This window comes from Micromonospora echinofusca (assembly GCF_900091445.1).
GTDB lineage: Bacteria > Actinomycetota > Actinomycetes > Mycobacteriales > Micromonosporaceae > Micromonospora > Micromonospora echinofusca.
In genome coordinates this window covers 4,854,767-4,870,055 of record NZ_LT607733.1, presented here as the reverse complement: position 1 = coordinate 4,870,055, position 15,289 = coordinate 4,854,767, and the positions used below count along the sequence as shown (strand labels likewise).

Annotated in this window: 17 protein-coding genes; 14 read left to right on the top strand and 3 right to left on the bottom strand. The window is 74.9% G+C overall.

Annotated elements, in window-relative coordinates; translation table 11 throughout:
- Positions 1 to 38: 38 nt before the first annotated feature.
- Positions 39 to 977, top strand: coding sequence for a thiamine-phosphate kinase (locus GA0070610_RS20715; RefSeq protein WP_089001578.1), 939 nt, complete (start codon positions 39 to 41; stop codon positions 975 to 977).
- Between the two features lie 29 nt (positions 978 to 1,006).
- Positions 1,007 to 1,474 (top strand): GNAT family N-acetyltransferase, encoded by a 468-nt coding sequence (locus GA0070610_RS20710; RefSeq protein ID WP_089001577.1) that lies wholly within the window; start codon positions 1,007 to 1,009, stop codon positions 1,472 to 1,474.
- A 202-nt stretch (positions 1,475 to 1,676) separates the two neighbouring features.
- On the opposite strand, the gene rpmB is transcribed toward GA0070610_RS20710, so the two are convergent.
- The gene (gene rpmB / locus GA0070610_RS20705) at positions 1,677 to 1,868 is read right to left on the bottom strand and encodes a 50S ribosomal protein L28 (protein WP_011905179.1); all 192 of its coding nucleotides are present in this window, start codon (positions 1,866 to 1,868) and stop codon (positions 1,677 to 1,679) included.
- A 327-nt stretch (positions 1,869 to 2,195) separates the two neighbouring features.
- Here rpmB and GA0070610_RS20700 point away from each other — a divergent pair, with 327 nt between their 5' ends.
- The 11 genes from GA0070610_RS20700 to mutM all read left to right on the top strand — a co-directional run bounded on the left by GA0070610_RS20700 (position 2,196) and on the right by mutM (position 12,461).
- On the top strand, positions 2,196 to 3,812 hold the full coding sequence (locus GA0070610_RS20700) for a DAK2 domain-containing protein (RefSeq protein WP_089001576.1): 1,617 nt from the start codon (positions 2,196 to 2,198) through the stop codon (positions 3,810 to 3,812).
- Positions 3,809 to 6,010, top strand: coding sequence for an ATP-dependent DNA helicase RecG (recG, locus tag GA0070610_RS20695; RefSeq protein WP_089001575.1), 2,202 nt, complete (start codon positions 3,809 to 3,811; stop codon positions 6,008 to 6,010). The genes GA0070610_RS20700 and recG overlap by 4 nt, the downstream gene beginning before the upstream one ends.
- Positions 6,011 to 6,025: 15 nt before the next feature.
- Complete coding sequence (locus GA0070610_RS20690; RefSeq protein WP_089001574.1) at positions 6,026 to 6,967, top strand: serine hydrolase domain-containing protein; 942 nt, start codon at positions 6,026 to 6,028, stop codon at positions 6,965 to 6,967.
- A gap of 148 nt (positions 6,968 to 7,115) precedes the next feature.
- Positions 7,116 to 7,679 (top strand): 16S rRNA (guanine(966)-N(2))-methyltransferase RsmD, encoded by a 564-nt coding sequence (gene rsmD / locus GA0070610_RS20685; RefSeq protein ID WP_089001573.1) that lies wholly within the window; start codon positions 7,116 to 7,118, stop codon positions 7,677 to 7,679.
- The gene (gene coaD / locus GA0070610_RS20680; RefSeq protein WP_089001572.1) at positions 7,676 to 8,164 is read left to right on the top strand and encodes a pantetheine-phosphate adenylyltransferase; all 489 of its coding nucleotides are present in this window, start codon (positions 7,676 to 7,678) and stop codon (positions 8,162 to 8,164) included. Before rsmD ends, coaD begins: the two co-directional genes overlap by 4 nt.
- Before the next feature lie 196 nt (positions 8,165 to 8,360).
- Positions 8,361 to 8,858 (top strand): SPFH domain-containing protein, encoded by a 498-nt coding sequence (locus GA0070610_RS20675; protein WP_089001571.1) that lies wholly within the window; start codon positions 8,361 to 8,363, stop codon positions 8,856 to 8,858.
- 109 nt (positions 8,859 to 8,967) lie between these two features.
- The gene (locus GA0070610_RS20670; RefSeq protein ID WP_089001570.1) at positions 8,968 to 9,531 is read left to right on the top strand and encodes a YceD family protein; all 564 of its coding nucleotides are present in this window, start codon (positions 8,968 to 8,970) and stop codon (positions 9,529 to 9,531) included.
- 5 nt (positions 9,532 to 9,536) lie between these two features.
- Positions 9,537 to 9,710, top strand: coding sequence for a 50S ribosomal protein L32 (gene rpmF / locus GA0070610_RS20665; protein ID WP_018786309.1), 174 nt, complete (start codon positions 9,537 to 9,539; stop codon positions 9,708 to 9,710).
- A gap of 114 nt (positions 9,711 to 9,824) precedes the next feature.
- Positions 9,825 to 10,820, top strand: a complete 996-nt coding sequence (locus tag GA0070610_RS20660; protein ID WP_089001569.1) for a phosphate acyltransferase PlsX — start codon at positions 9,825 to 9,827, stop codon at positions 10,818 to 10,820.
- Complete coding sequence (gene rnc / locus GA0070610_RS20655; RefSeq protein WP_231925751.1) at positions 10,817 to 11,611, top strand: ribonuclease III; 795 nt, start codon at positions 10,817 to 10,819, stop codon at positions 11,609 to 11,611. Before GA0070610_RS20660 ends, rnc begins: the two co-directional genes overlap by 4 nt.
- On the top strand, positions 11,604 to 12,461 hold the full coding sequence (gene mutM, locus GA0070610_RS20650) for a bifunctional DNA-formamidopyrimidine glycosylase/DNA-(apurinic or apyrimidinic site) lyase (protein ID WP_089001568.1): 858 nt from the start codon (positions 11,604 to 11,606) through the stop codon (positions 12,459 to 12,461). Before rnc ends, mutM begins: the two co-directional genes overlap by 8 nt.
- A 12-nt stretch (positions 12,462 to 12,473) precedes the next feature.
- Here the strand turns inward: mutM and GA0070610_RS20645 are convergent, their stop codons facing one another.
- Positions 12,474 to 13,304 (bottom strand): endo alpha-1,4 polygalactosaminidase, encoded by an 831-nt coding sequence (locus GA0070610_RS20645; protein ID WP_089001567.1) that lies wholly within the window; start codon positions 13,302 to 13,304, stop codon positions 12,474 to 12,476.
- Between the two features lie 106 nt (positions 13,305 to 13,410).
- Entirely contained in the window at positions 13,411 to 14,517 is a 1,107-nt protein-coding gene (locus GA0070610_RS20640; RefSeq protein WP_089001566.1) for a CAP domain-containing protein, read from the bottom strand.
- Positions 14,518 to 14,891: 374 nt separating this feature from the next.
- On the opposite strand from GA0070610_RS20640, the gene GA0070610_RS20635 reads away from it, so the two are divergent.
- Positions 14,892 to 15,086, top strand: coding sequence for a hypothetical protein (locus GA0070610_RS20635; protein WP_089001565.1), 195 nt, complete (start codon positions 14,892 to 14,894; stop codon positions 15,084 to 15,086).
- Positions 15,087 to 15,289: the final 203 nt, after the last annotated feature.

Genomic DNA, 15,289 nt, shown 5'->3' with positions numbered 1-15,289 from the left:
CGAGGAGAAGCGGTGAGCGAGCGCGGCGGAGGGCCGGTATGAGTGTCGCGGGAGTCGGCGAGTTCGGCCTGATCGATCGGGTGACCGCCCGGTTGTCGTACGGATCGACCGTTCTGCTCGGTCCCGGGGACGACGCGGCGGTGGTGGCCGCCCCGGACGCCCGGGTCGTGGCCTCGACCGACGTGCTGGTGGAGGGCCGGCACTTCCGGCGGGACTGGTCCGGCGCGCGTGACGTCGGCCACCGGGCGGCGGCGGCGAACCTGGCGGACATCGCCGCGATGGGGGCGCAGCCGACCGCGTTGCTGGTGGCGCTCTGCATGCCGCCGGAGTTGGAGACCGGCTGGGCCGAGGAACTCGCCGACGGGCTGGCCGCCGAGGCGGCGAAGGTCGGAGCGAGCGTGGTGGGCGGGGACATGTCGGCCAGCCCCACGCTGACCATCGCGGTCACGGCCCTCGGCGACCTGGGCGGCCGGCCGCCGGTGACGCGCTCCGGCGCGCGGCCCGGTGACGTGCTGGCCCTGGCCGGCCGGATCGGGTACGCGGCGGCCGGGCTGACCGTGCTCACCCGGGGCTTCCGTACGCCCCGGTTGCTGGTGGAGGCCTGCCGGCGGCCCGAGGTGCCCTACGCGGCGGGGCCGCACGCCGCCCGGCTCGGCGCCACCTCCATGATCGACGTGTCGGACGGGCTGCTCGCCGACGTCGGGCACGTCGCGAAGGCGAGCGGGGTCGCGGTGGACGTGCGCCGGGACGCCTTCGAGGTGCCCCGGCAGATGCGCGACGCCGCCCAGGCGCTCGGCGTCGACCCGTACTCCTGGCTCCTCGCCGGGGGCGACGACCACGCGCTGGCCGCGACCTTCCCGTCGGCGGTGGCGCTGCCGCCGGACTGGCGGCCGATCGGGCGGGTCGCGGAGGGCTCGGGCGTGACGGTCGACGGGCGCCCGTACGACGGACCCGCTGGCTGGGACCACTTCCGGTAAGGGCCGATCAGCGTCGTACCCTTTACTGCGTGAGTGAGATCGAGATTCGGGCCGAGCGTTTCGACTCGCCGGTGGCGCGGCGGCTGATCCGGGCCGCCCTGGCCGACCTTGGTGCCCGGTACGGCGGCAGCGGCGACGAGACCCCGGTCGATCCGGGCGAGTTCGAGCCGCCCGCCGGGGCCTTCCTCGTGGCCCACCTCGGCGGCGAGCCGGTCGGCTGTGGCGGCTGGCGCAGCCACGGTGACGAGGGCGACACCGCCGAGCTGAAGCGGATGTACACCGCGCCGGCGGCCCGGGGCCGGGGCGTGGCCCGGGCGGTGCTGGCGGCGGTGGAGCGCTCCGCGCGGGAGCACGGGCGCAAGCGGATCGTCCTGGAGTGCGGCGACAAGCAGCCCGAGGCCATCGCCATGTACACGGCGGCCGGCTACGAGCGGATCCCGAACTTCGGCTTCTACCGCGACGCCCCGGGCTGCATCTCCTTCGCCCGGACGCTCTGACCCCGTCCCCCGGACGCGCTGGCCCCGTCGCGGGCCGCTCCGACCCGTCGCCGTAACCCGATCGCCGGGACGCGCGCGCCGCGACCCGTCGCGCTGCACGCCCGCCGTGCGCCGCAGAGGCGTCGGTCGGCGGACGCGACAGAGCCGGCGGGCCGTGACGGCCCGCCGGCAATGACGAGTGACGAGGGTGGGGCCTACCGCGTCAGGCGCGGGTGACCTTGCCCGCCTTGATGCAGGAGGTGCAGACCTTCAACTTCTTGGTGTTGCCGCCACCGGCCGGGGTACGCACCGACTGGATGTTCGGGTTCCAGCGGCGGTTGGTCCGCCGGTGCGAGTGGGACACGTTGTGGCCGAAGCCCGGTCCCTTGCCACAGACGTCGCACACGCTAGCCACGGGATACTCCTGGGATTGAAACGTTCATGAGGTCGCCGCCAGGCGCAGCCCGGGCAACCTGGCCAGGTTACCCGATGGTCCGGGTGCCGACCAACCGGCCCCGGACGGCGGCCCGAGCCGGCGCCCTCGCCGCGCTCCCTCGTCCACCGGCCCGACGCGTCGCGCCCCGACACGGGTGCGGCACAGGTCGGACCGTACCGCCCCCTGCGCCGTCGCCGCGCGCTGGGACGGGCCACGCGGACGGCGGGTACGCGCGGACGGCCGGACACGCCGCGCGAGTGCCGGCGACACCGGCGCGTGTCGGTGCGCGCCAGTAGGCTTCTCGCCGTGCTGGACACCCTCGATGCCGCCGCGGTCCGCCGTTGGTGCGCGGGCGGGCTGGTGGCACTCAAACGCCACCAGGGCGAGATCGACGACCTCAACGTCTATCCGGTGCCCGACGGCGACACCGGCACCAACATGGTGCTCACCCTCACCTCCGCCCAGCAGGCGCTCGCGATGGACCTCGGCACCCTGCCGGAGGACGGGCCCACCGCGCACGGGCACGCGCTGCGGCTGATGGCCCGGGGCGCGCTGCTGGGCGCGCGGGGCAACTCGGGGGTGATCCTGTCGCAGATCCTGCGTGGCTTCGCCGACGCCGTGGCCGCCGTGCCGGCCGTGCGGGGGCGCGAGCTGGCCGCCGCCCTGCGCGACGGCACGGCCGCCGCCTACGCCGCGGTCGCCCGCCCCGTCGAGGGCACGCTGCTCAGCGTCGTCGCCGCCGCGGCGCACGCCGCCGAGCGCGCCGACAGCGACGACCTGCGCGCGGTGGCCCGGGCGGCGGCGGGCGGGGCGGCGCACGCCTTGACGCGCACCCCCGAGCAGCTCCCGGCGCTGGCCCGGGCCGGCGTGGTGGACGCCGGCGGCCGGGGCCTGTGCCTGCTGCTCGACGCCCTGGTCGAGGTCGTGACCGGCGAGAGCCCCGAGCGGCCCGTGCCCGCGCCGCGCCCCGTCCGTCCGCCGGCCGACGCCGTGCGCGAGACCGGTTCCGAGGAGTACGCGTACGAGGTGCAGTACCTGCTCGACGCCGGGCCGCAGGAGGTGGCCCGGCTGCGCGCCGAGCTGGCCGCGCTGGGCGACTCGTTGGTGGTCGTCGGCGACGGCAGCGCCGGCACGGGCACCTGGAACGTGCACGTGCACGTCAACGACGTGGGCGCGGCGATCGAGGCGGGCGTGGTGGCCGGCCGGCCGCACCGGATCTCGGTGACCCGCTTCGCCGACCAGCTCGCACCGGTGCCGCCTGCCGTGGCGGCGGACGGGCGGGCCGCCGTGGTGGTGGCCACCGGCGCGGGCATCGCCGGGCTCTTCGCCGGCGAGGGCGCGACGGTGGTGCCCGGCAACCCGTCGATCGGCGAGCTGGTGGACGCGATCCGCGTCACCGGGGCGGCCCGCGTGGTGGTGCTGCCCAACGACCCCGACACGCAGGCGGTGGCGAGCGCCGCCGCCCGGGAGGCGCACGCGCTCGGCATCAAGGTCAGCGTGGTACCGACCCGCTCGCCCGTGCAGGCGCTGGCCGCCCTCGCGGTGCGCGACCCGGGGCGACGCTTCTCCGACGACGTGATCGCGATGGCCGAGGCGGCCGGGGCCTGCCGCTACGCCGAGGTCTGCTACGCCCGCCGCGAGGCGCTGACCGTCGCCGGCCCGTGCCGCCCCGGCGACGTGCTGGCGCTGGTCGAGGGGGAGGTGCACCTGATCGGCTCCGACCTGGCCGACACCTGCGCGGCCGTGGTCGACCGGATGCTCGGCGGCGGTGGTGAGCTGGTGACGCTGCTCTCCGGGGCGGACGCCCCCGCCGGGCTGGCCGACGCGGTCCGCGAGCACGTCGGGCAGCGCTGGCCGTTCGTCGAGGTGCAGGCCTACCCGGGCGGGCAGCCGCACTATCCGCTCCTGGTGGGGGTCGAATGACGTCCGAGCCGTCCACGATGGACACGCCGCTGAAGAAGCTGGTCGGCGAGAAGACCGCGAAGGCCCTCGCCGGGCACCTCGACCTGCACACCGCCGGCGACCTGATCTACCACTTCCCGCGCCGCTACGACGAGCGCGGCGAGCACACCGACATCCGCTCACTCGACGTCGGTGAGCAGGCCACCGTGCTGGCCCAGGTGCAGCGCACCGCCGTACGCCCGATGCGCCAGCGCCGGGGCAACCTGCTGGAGGTGACGGTCGGCGACGGCGCCGGCGGCACCCTCGCCCTGACCTTCTTCGGCAACCAGGCCTGGCGCGAGCGCGAGCTGCGCCCCGGCCGGTGGGGGCTCTTCGCCGGCAAGGTCACCGAGTTCCGGGGCAAGCGGCAGCTCAACGGCCCGGAATACGTCCTGCTCGGCGAGGGCGGCGACGGCGAGGCGGCGGCCAACGAGGAGATCGAGGAGTTCGCGGGCGCGCTGATCCCGGTCTACCCGGCCGCCGCGGCCGTGCCCACCTGGGTGGTCGCCCGCTGCGTCCGGGTGGTGCTGGACACGTTCACCGCGCCGGACGACCCGCTGCCCGCGACCCTGCGGGCGAGCCGCAACCTGGGCGGCATCGGCACGGCGCTGCGCGAGATCCACCGGCCGACCAGCAAGGAGGCGCTCTACCGGGCCCGGCACCGGCTCAAGTGGGACGAGGCGTTCGCCGTGCAGCTCACCCTGGTGCAGCGCAAGCACCGCGCCGCCGCCTCGCCGGCCCGGCCCCGCCCGGCGCGGCCCGGCGGCCTGCTCGACGCCTTCGACGCCCGGCTGCCCTACGAGCTGACGCCCGGCCAGCGCGACGTCGGGGTGGAGATCGCGGCGGACCTGGCCACGGCCCACCCGATGCACCGGCTGCTCCAGGGTGAGGTCGGTTCCGGCAAGACGGTGGTCGCGCTGCGCGCGATGCTCCAGGTGGTCGACGCGGGCGGGCAGGCCGCGCTGCTGGCCCCGACCGAGGTGCTCGCCGCGCAGCACCACCGGGGCATCCTCGACCTGCTCGGGCCGCTCGGGCGGGCCGGCGAGCTGGGCGCGGCCGACGACGCCACCCGGGTCGAGCTGGTCACCGGCTCGCTGGGCGCGGTGGCCCGTCGGCGGGCGCTGGCCGAGGTCGCCAGCGGCGCCGCCGGCATCGTGCTCGGCACCCACGCCCTGCTCTACGAGGGCGTCGACTTCGCCGACCTCGGCCTGGTGGTGGTCGACGAGCAGCACCGCTTCGGCGTGGAGCAGCGCGACGCGCTGCGCGCCAAGGCCGAGCAGCCGCCGCACGTGCTGGTGATGACGGCCACCCCGATCCCGCGCACGGTGGCGATGACCGTCTACGGCGACCTGGAGACCTCCACGCTGTCCCAGCTGCCGCAGGGCCGCTCGCCGATCGCCTCGCACGTGGTCCCGGCCGCCGAGAAGCCGGCCTTCCTGGACCGGGCCTGGCGCCGGGTGCGCGAGGAGGTGTCCGCCGGCCACCAGGCGTACGTCGTCTGCCCCCGCATCGGCGAGGGGCCGGCGAGCGAGGAGGAGCCGCCGGCGGAGGACGACAACGGGCGCCGGCCGCCGATGGCGGTCACCGAGGTGGCGCCGTTGCTCGCCGAGGGGCCGCTGCACGGCCTGCGCATCGGCGTGCTGCACGGGCGGCTGCCGCCCGACGAGAAGGACGCGGTGATGCGCTCCTTCGCCGACGGCGACCTCGACGTGCTGGTCGCCACGACCGTGGTCGAGGTCGGCGTCAACGTGCCGAACGCGACCGTGATGATCGTGCTCGACGCCGACCGGTTCGGCGTCTCCCAGCTGCACCAGCTGCGCGGCCGGGTCGGTCGGGGGTCCGCCCCGGGGCTCTGCCTGCTGGTCAGCGAGGCGCTGGAGGGCACGCCCGCGCGGGAGCGGCTGGACGCGGTGGCCTCCACGACCGACGGGTTCAAGCTCGCCGAGCTGGATCTGGAGCAGCGCCGGGAGGGCGACGTCCTGGGCGCCACCCAGTCGGGGCGCCGCTCGCACCTGCGGCTGCTCTCGCTGCTGCGCGACGCCGACCTGATCCGCGACGCCCGTGCCGAGGCGATCGCCCTGGTCGAGGAGGATCCGGAGCTGGCCCGGCACCCGGCGTTGGCCGCGTCGGTGGCCGCCCTGGTCGACGAGGAGCGCGCCGAATACCTGGAGAAGGGCTGATCTAGGCTTCGACGGATGTCCGTATCCTCATTGGACAGTGGCGTGCTCCTGCTGGCCCGGGGCGACGAGATCCTGACGGAACAGGTCGCCGGGGTGGCTGATCGGAGCACCGGTGTCCACTGCGCTCCCGAGACCCGGTTCCAGATCGCCTCGATCAGCAAGCAGATGGCCGCCGCGGCGGTGTTGTCGCTCGCCGAGCGGGGTGTGCTGAGCCTGTCCGATCCGGTCGTGCGCTGGCTGCCCAGCCCACCGCCGCAATGGTCCGGCATCACGCTGCACCACCTGCTCACCCACACCTCGGGCCTGGGCCACTGGGAGGAGTACCCGGCGGTCGATCTCGTCGACCCGGCCGAGCCGGACGAACTGCTCGGCTTGTTCGCCGCGGTGCCGCCGCTGTTCCGGCCCGGAGCCGGTTGGCACTACAGCAGCCCCGGCTACGTGCTGTTGGCCCGGACCGTCGAGCGCGCGGCCGACCGGCCGTACGCCGAGTTCCTCGCCGAGGAGGTCTTCGCGCCGCTGGGCATGACGGGCAGCTTCGCCGGTGCGGGCGACGGACGGCCGGACGTGGCGGTCGGACACGAGGGCGGCCGTCCGGTGCCGTCCTGGGACCTGGCGACCGTGAGCATGGGCGCGGGTGACGTCTGGTGCACCGGTACGGACCTGCTCACCTGGCTCGACGTGCCGCGCCGGGGCCGGCTGCTCGCCCAGGCCTCGGTGACGGCGATGACCGCCCCACACGCGCCCACCGGCCGGCCCGGGGAGGCGTACGGCTACGGGTTCTTCGTCGGCCCGCTGGCCGGGAGGCGGGCGCTGCACCACTCGGGGGACAACGGCGGTTACAAGGCGTTCGCCGCCTGGCTGCCCGACTCGGACCAGCGGCTCGTGCTGCTGACCAACCAGGCCGAGGTCGAACCGGTCACGATCACGTCGGTGCTCGGTCCCGCCGAGGTGCGTTGATCGTGTACGGACGCCGACCGGGTGGCGGACGCGCCCTCGGTGCGGGCCAGGGAGACCGACAGGTCGTGGAGGGTCCGGTCGTCGCCTCGGGTGCCTCGTCCACCGGCCGGGCCGTCGCGTAGCGTCGGGGCATGCGCAGGGAGCGACGGTGACCCGGATCGTGGCCGGAACCCTCGGCGGGCGGCGGATCGCCGCGCCGCCCGGCGCGGGCACCCGGCCCACGTCGGACCGGGTGCGCGAGGCGCTGTTCAGCGCCGTGCAGGCGGAGGTCGACCTGGCCGGCGCCCGCTTCGCCGACCTGTACGCCGGCTCCGGCGCGGTCGGCCTGGAGGCCCTCTCCCGGGGGGCCGCGCACGTGCTGCTGGTGGAGTCCGACCCCCGGGCGGCCCGGGTGGTCCGGGAGAACGTGGCGACGTTGCGCGCCGCCCCGGCCGCCCGGCTGGTCACCGGCAGGGTCGCCACGGTGCTGGCGGCCGGCCCGGACGTCGACCCGTACGACGTGGTCTTCGCCGACCCGCCCTACGCGGTGCCGGACGCGGAGATCACGGCGATGCTCGTCGCGCTGGTCGACGGCGGCTGGCTGGCCCCGGACGCCCTGGTGGTGGTGGAACGGTCGAGCCGTACGGGCCCGGTCGGGTGGGTGCAGGGAATCACCGGCGAGCGCAGCCGGCGCTACGGCGAGACGACCCTTTGGTACGGTCGCCGATCATGAGACGTGCGGTGTGTCCCGGCTCGTTCGATCCGGTCACCAACGGGCACCTCGACATCGTCGGCCGGGCGAGCCGGCTGTTCGACGAGGTGATCGTGGGCGTGCTGGTCAACCAGTCGAAGAGCGGCCTGTTCACCGTCGAGGAGCGGATCGACATGCTCCGCGAGGTGACCGCCTCCTACGACAACGTCCGGGTCGAGTCGTTCCGCGGCCTGCTGGTCGACTTCTGTCGGGCGCAGCAGGCGAGCGTGCTGATCAAGGGCCTGCGGGCGGTCAGCGACTTCGACTACGAGTTGCAGATGGCGCAGATGAACATCGGCCTGGCCGGCGTCGAGACCCTGTTCATGCCGACCAATCCGCTCTACTCGTTCCTCTCCTCCAGCCTGGTCAAGGACGTGGCGAAGTGGGGCGGCGACATCTCCGCCCACGTGCCCGACCGGGTCCGCGAGGAGCTGAGCGCCCGGCTCGTCCGGCCGCCGCGCGACTGAGCGTCCGGGGCGACCGCCCCGCCACCACCCCGCCGGCGCCGTGCCCGGCGGGGATGGCGCCGTGGCGCACCGCGACGCGCCGGGCCGGGGTGAGCGGCGCGCTGTGGTCGGGGCGCGACATGATGTGTGGAGCGGGAAACCGGCCGTAGCCCGCATCATGTAGGTCGGCCCGACGAACGACAGGAGTGAGGTACCGGTGGACCCGCTCGATCGCATCGACGAACTGATCGCCATGGTGGAGCAGGCCCGCTCCGTCCCGATGTCGCGCAACAACTGCATGGTCGACCGGGGCGAGTTCATCGCGGTCCTCGACGAGCTGCGCGCCGAACTCCCCGCCGACCTGCGCCGGGCCGCCGCGCTGCTGGAGGAGCGGGACAAGATCATGGAGGCCGGCAAGCGCGAGGCCGACCGGATCATCAGCGAGGGTGAGGCGGAACACGCCCGGCTGGTCTCGGTGAACGAGATCACTGTCTCCGCCGAGCACGAGGGTGCGCGGATCATCGCCGAGGCCCGCGCCGAGGCGCAGCGCCTGCGGGAGGAGGTCGACGACTACGTCGACACCGCGCTGGCCAACTTCGAGCAGTTCCTCACCCGGGCGCTGGCCTCGATCGAGCGCGGCCGGGACAAGATGCACGCGCTGCGCGAGATCGGCACCTTCGGTGGGGAGGAGTCGGAACGCCCGCTACCCTTCTGAGCGGCACCTCACCAGCCGGCAGACGGGGCGGGCGTCGCCCCCGGTTCGACGGTCCGGCGGTCGCCCAGGTAACCTCTTTTGTCGGCCTCTCACCGGCCGGAGTCTGACTATGCCCAAACACACGCCTTCGACACTCGACCCCAGGTCGCCGCTGGTCCTCGACACGAGGGAGCTGCCGCGCCGGCCTGGAGCCTTGCGTACGGTCAAGCGGGTGGTGCCGGCACCGGCGGACCTCGGCGGCGAGATGATCGCCGTGCCGCAGGGCGCGGACCTCGACCTCGACCTGAGGTTGGAGTCGGTGTCCGAGGGCGTGCTCGTCTCCGGGACCGTCAGCGGTCGCGTCCGGGGCGAGTGCGGTCGCTGCCTACGCGAGATCGACGACTCGCTGGCTGTGCGGGTCCAGGAGCTGTACGCGTACGAGAACAGCACCACGGACTCCACGACCGACGAGGACGAGGTGGGCCGGATGCAGGGCGATCTGATCGACCTGGAGCCGGCGCTGCGGGACGCGGTGGTGCTCACGCTGCCGACCAACCCGCTCTGCCGGGAGGACTGCCCAGGACTGTGCCCCGAATGCGGGGTGCACTGGGACGATCTGCCGGCCGACCACAGTCACGAGCAGATCGACCCGCGTTGGGCGGGCCTGTCGCAACTGAACCGTAAAGAGGAGTAGGAACCGTGGCCGTCCCCAAGCGCAAGATGTCGCGCAGCAACACCCGCGCCCGCCGGGCGAACTGGAAGGCGACCGTGGTCGCGACCGTGGCCTGCCCCCAGTGCAAGTCGGCGAAGCTGCCGCACGCCGCCTGCTCCGTCTGCGGCACCTACAACGGCCGCCAGGTCCTCGAGGTCTGACCTGGACGCCGAGTGACGCCCCCGACCCCTGGTCGGGCGGCACGCGCACCCTGGCACTCGCCCGGTGTCCCGGCTCCCTCCGACGCCGGCCGGCCCGTTCCGGCCGGCGTTCCGATGGAGTCGGGCACCGCGCGGATCGCCGTTGACCTCCTCGGCGGGGACGACGCTCCCGCCGTCGTGGTTGACGGCGCTCTGCGGGCCGTGCGCGCCGACCCGGACCTGCACCTGCTGCTCGTCGGCCCGGCCGAGGCCGCCGGCGAGGTGATCCGTGCCCTCGACCCGGCGCAGCGCGCCCGGGTCACGGTACGGCCGGTCCGCACCGTGGTCGGCATGGCCGACCATCCCGTGGCCGCCCGTGCCGACAGCACGGTCCGCGGCGCGGTGCACGCCGTCCGCGACGGCGCCGCCGACGCGCTCGTCTCCGCCGGTTCCACCGGCGCCACCGTCACCGCCGTGGCGCTCGGCCTCGGCCGCTGGCCGGACGTGCGCCGTCCGGCGCTGATCGCCACCCTGCCGGCTGTCGCCGGCCCGGTGGTCCTGCTGGACGTGGGCGGTTCGCTGGAGCCGCGCCCGGCCACCCTGGCCCGCCACGCCGCGCTCGGCACCGCCTACGCGGCGGTCGCGCACGCCGTCGCCGCGCCCCGGGTGGGGCTGCTGTCGGTGGGCACCGAGGCGGGCAAGGGCGACCGCGCCCGCCGCCTCGCCGATCCCATCCTCGCCGCCACGTCGCTGCCCTGCGACGGGCGCTACGTCGGCCTCGTCGAGGGGTACGACGTCTCCCTCGGCGCGCGCGCCGATGTGGTGGTCACCGACGGGTTCACCGGTAACGTGCTGCTCAAGGCGATCGAGGGCGCGTACGCGATGGCCGGCGGGCCCCCGACGGGCGGCGGCGCCCCCCGCGCGGCGGCCCTGCTCGGGGTCGCCGGGACGGTGGTCGTCTGTCACGGCGCCGCCCGGCCCGAGGACGTCGCCGCCGGCATCGGGCTGGCCGCCCATCTCTGGCGGCGTCGCGCCACCGACCAGGTACGCGCCCTGCTCGACGGCACCGAGGCGGGCGACCGCGAGGAACGCACCGACCGCACCACCGACACCGAGGTACCCACATCATGAGCAACGACAAGCGGCGGCGGGCGTCCGTCGGTCACCTGGAAGCCGCGTTCGGCGTCAGCCTGGATCCGGAGCTGCTCCAGCGCGCCCTGACCCACCGTTCGTACGCGTACGAGAACGGCGGCCTGCCCACCAACGAGCGGCTGGAGTTCCTGGGCGACTCGGTGCTCGGCGTGGTGATCACCACCGCGCTGTTCCACAACCACCCCGACCTGCCCGAGGGGCAGCTGGCCAAGCTGCGGGCCAGCGTGGTCAACATGCGCGCCCTCGCCGACGTGGCCCGGGGCCTCGGCCCGGACGGGCTCGGCGCCTACCTGCTGCTCGGCAAGGGCGAGGAGACCACCGGCGGCCGGGACAAGGCGAGCATCCTCGCCGACACCCTGGAGGCGCTGCTCGGCGCGATCTACCTCCAGTACGGGCTGGACACCGCGGCCATCGTGATCCACCGGCTGTTCGACCCGCTGATGGCCGAGTCGGCCGGCCGGGGCGCGGCCCTGGACTGGAAGACCAGCCTCCAGGAGCTGACGGCCGCGCTCGGGCTCGGCGTGCCCGAGTACCGCATCGAGGGCGCCGGCCCGGACCACCTCAAGACGTTCACCGCCTGGGTGGTGGTCGCCGGCAACCGCTATGGCGGGGCCGACGGGCGCAGCAAGAAGGAGGCCGAGCAGCGGGCCGCCGAGGCGGCCTGGCGGACGCTGAACGAGCAGGCGGAGCGGGAGCCGGCGGGGGCGGTCGACCCGGTGGCCGGGGACGGGACGGCGCAGGCCGCCGAGGCGGGCCTGGGCCGTGCCTGAGCTGCCGGAGGTCGAGACCGTCCGGCAGGGGCTGGCCCGCTGGGTCACCGGCCGGCGGATCTCCTCCGTCGAGGTGCGCCACCCCCGCGCGGTACGCCGGCACACCCCCGGCGGTGGGCACTTCGCCGACGTGCTGGCCGGCCGGACGGTGCTGGACGTGCGCCGCCGCGGCAAGTACCTGTGGCTGCCGCTGGACAGCGGCGACGCCGTGATCGGGCACCTGGGCATGTCCGGCCAGCTGCTGGTGCAGCCGGCCGAGGCGCCCGACGAGACGCACCTGCGGGTCCGGTTCCGGTTCACCGACGACGGTCCCGAGCTGCGCTTCGTCGACCAGCGCACCTTCGGCGGCCTGTCGGTCTCGGCCGGGGGCGCGGAGCTGCCGGCGGAGATCGCGCACATCGCCCGGGACCCGATGGACCCGCAGTTCTCCGACGCGGCGTTCGCCGCCGCGCTGCGCCGGCGGCGTACCGAGGTCAAGCGGGCGCTGCTGGACCAGACGCTGATCTCCGGCGTCGGCAACATCTACGCCGACGAGGCGCTGTGGCGGGCGAGGCTGCACGGCGCCCGCCCCACCGACGCGCTGACCGGCCCGGCCGCGCTGCGGCTGCTGGGCCACGTCCGGGACGTCCTCGCCGAGGCGATCAAGTCCGGCGGCACGAGCTTCGACGCCCTCTACGTCAACGTCAACGGGGAGAGCGGCTACTTCGACCGGGCGCTGAACGTCTACGGGCGGGAGGGGCTACCGTGCCCCCGCTGCGGCGCGCCCGTGCGGCGCGAGGCGTTCATGAACCGCTCGTCGTACAGCTGCCCGCGCTGTCAGCCCCGCCCCCGGGCGGCGCTTCGGGGTTGACCCCGCCGCCGCTCAGGGCGCCGGGCAGGGGATCCGCCACGCGTCGAGCTCGCGTTCCTTGCGGATCGAGGAGAGACCGTAGCCGACCGTGGTGACGCAGAAGTCCGTCGTCGAGCCGGCGTACTCCACGTGGAACACCGGTTTGCCCGCCTCGACGAACGGCAGCAGCCGGGCGCACTGGTCGCGCCGTACGCACTCCTCGTTGACGGCGAAGTCGAAGTCCGGGGCCAGCGCGGCCACCTGCCCCAGGTCGTTGATCAGGCCGGGGGAGAGGCTCAGCGAGCGGGCCAGTCCGGCCAACCGGCGGTTGAACAGCAGTTGGTCGTCGAAGCCGAGCGGGAAGCCGGACCGGTTCGCGTACCCGTCGGCGTCGGCCAGCGCGACCGCCCCGAAGCCCTTGCCCCGGCAGAGCCGGAACCGGTCGGCCAGCACCGGGCGTAGCGCGTCCCACTGCCGTACGTCGAGCCAGCGGCTCTGTGGCCGGCGGGACGCGGCACCCCGTACGGCTGCCGGGAAGCGGTCCGCGTCCGGGTCGCTCGGCAGGAACGAGCCGACGTGCACCTGGCAGACCAGCCGGCGGTCGCGGGAGCGCAGCTCGGCGGTCTGCGCGGCGGTGGTGGCGACGGGGTCGAGCAGGAAGACGTCGGCGTCGACGGTCGGGTCCAGCACGCCGCTGAGCTGCCACTGCCACTGCCACCGGCCCGCCGACGAGGCCGGCCAGGTGGTCGGGGCGCCCGGCGCGGTGAGGCCCACCCGGCAGGCGGCGACCACGCTCAGCAGCGCGAGCGCGACACAGGCTGGCAGGGCCCGCCCCACGGCGCGCGTACGTGGCCGGATCCGCATCGGCAGCTCCGCAGGTCGCGGGCGGCGGCACACCGCCCCGGGCGGGTACGCCGTGTCGGCGTACCTCACCCGGTCAAACGAGCGCGGACCCGGCCACGACTCGCGTTCAACGCGGTGCGGCGAAGACCTGCGTCCAGTACGGCCCGTTGCTGCTGGCGACGCCGACGCCGATCTCGGTGAAGGCGCAGTTCAGGATGTTGGCCCGGTGCCCGGGGCTGTTCATCCAGGCGTCCATGACGGCGGCGGGCGTCTTCTGGTTCCAGGCGACGTTCTCGCCGTAGGTGCGCCAGGAGTAGCCGACCCGGTCCAGCCGGGTCCCGACGTTGCTGCCGTCGCTGCCCGTGTGCGACATGTTCCGGTGGTCGGCCTGGTCCTGGCTGTGCCGCTGGGCCGCGGTCATCAGCTTGTCGTCGACGCCTACCGCGCCGCAGCCGGCCTTGGCGCGCTCGGCGTTGACCAGGGCGACCACCTGGCTGGCCTGGCTGCCGGCCGCGGTGCTGCCGGTGGGGGTCCTCGTACCGCCGCCGGCCGGCGCCGTGCTCCGCTCGGCGGTGCGCCGCGAGGGCGCGGTGGTACGCGACGGCGCCGGCGTCGGCCTGGCGGTCTTCGTGGCCGACGGGGTGGGCCTGGCGGTGGTCGGCGCGGTGCTCGGCTTGGGCGGGGCCAGCGCGTCGCCGGGGGTCGGCTCCGTGTCGGGCAGCACCGGGGCGGCGGCGATCGGGTCGTCGGCGGCGGCCGGATCGGTCGCCGGGCCGTCGCCGGTCAGCGCGACCGCGCCCACACCGAGGCTCACCACCAGCGTGGCGGCCGCGGCGGCGCCACCGATCAGCAGCGGGCGGGAGATCCGCCGACGCGGGCGGTGGCGGCCCTCGGCGGCGGCCGGCGTCGCCTCAGCCGGGGCGGCCCGCAGCGCGGCGAGGTCGACGGGAGCGGTCGGGGCGCCGGCGGGCGCGGCCTGCCAGCGCGCGGTGGGGGCGTCGGCGGGTCCGGCCTGCCAGTGCCCGGGGCGGGCGTCGGTGTGCTCCGGCTGCCAGCGTGCGGCCGGCTGGTCGCGGTGCCACTCGTCGGCGGGCTGCTGCGGGTCGTCCCCGAACAGGTAGGCCGACCTCGGCTCCGGACGGTCGGTGAGCCAGGCCGGCGGCTCGTCGCCCAGCGGCTGCTCGTGGCGCCGGGGGGCGCCGGCCGGGTCGTTCGGATCGGTCCAGCCGTACACGCCTGTGCCTCCAAGGGGTCGCTTGCGGGCCGGGGTGACGCTACGTGGCGGGCGCGAACAGCGGCAATGTGGCTAAGGAAGAGTTAAGGGGAAGCCGGACGCCAGGGTGGGGACTTCCCGGGATCCGGGGCGTAGAGTCAGGGTGTCCGGACAGAGTGTGTCCGCGCCTTGTGGCAGCCCCCCGGCAAGTGGTCAGGTCGACGTGGAAATGATCTACGGCCTGCGAGAACTTGACGAAAGAGGGGGTGTCGGCTCAATATGTAGGTGTCGCCAGTCGCGCCCGGTCATGCCCAGAATCGTCTGGGATGACAGCCGCGTACACATTTGGGCGCGCGTTGGCCGGCCCTTCCGGCAGCGCATATCAAGGAGTCAACATGGCTAAGGCCCTGTACGGCCACGTAGGTGCGGCGTCCGATCGGCGCCTGCTCGACGAGGTCACCCGACTGCGTGCCACGGTTCGGTCTCTGGAGTTCGAGATCACGCGGCTGCGTGCCGAGAACGATCGGCTCGCGGCGGCTGCGGCGGAGACGGACGACCTGCTCCGTCTGGCCGAGCCCGCACTGACCTGATCTCCGGATCGCACAACTGAATCGCACCACGCAAAAAGAGCGCGCCGACACTTCCGTGCCGGCGCGCAGCTCTGTCCGCGCCTCTCTTCCGCCACCCCGGCCCGCGTCAGCCGGATGAGCGCCCCGTGGTCGCCAGGCGGGTCGCGTGCCCGGCGGTTCCCCGTCCCGGGTTAGTCTGCGGGTTCACCCAGGTCCGCGCAGCC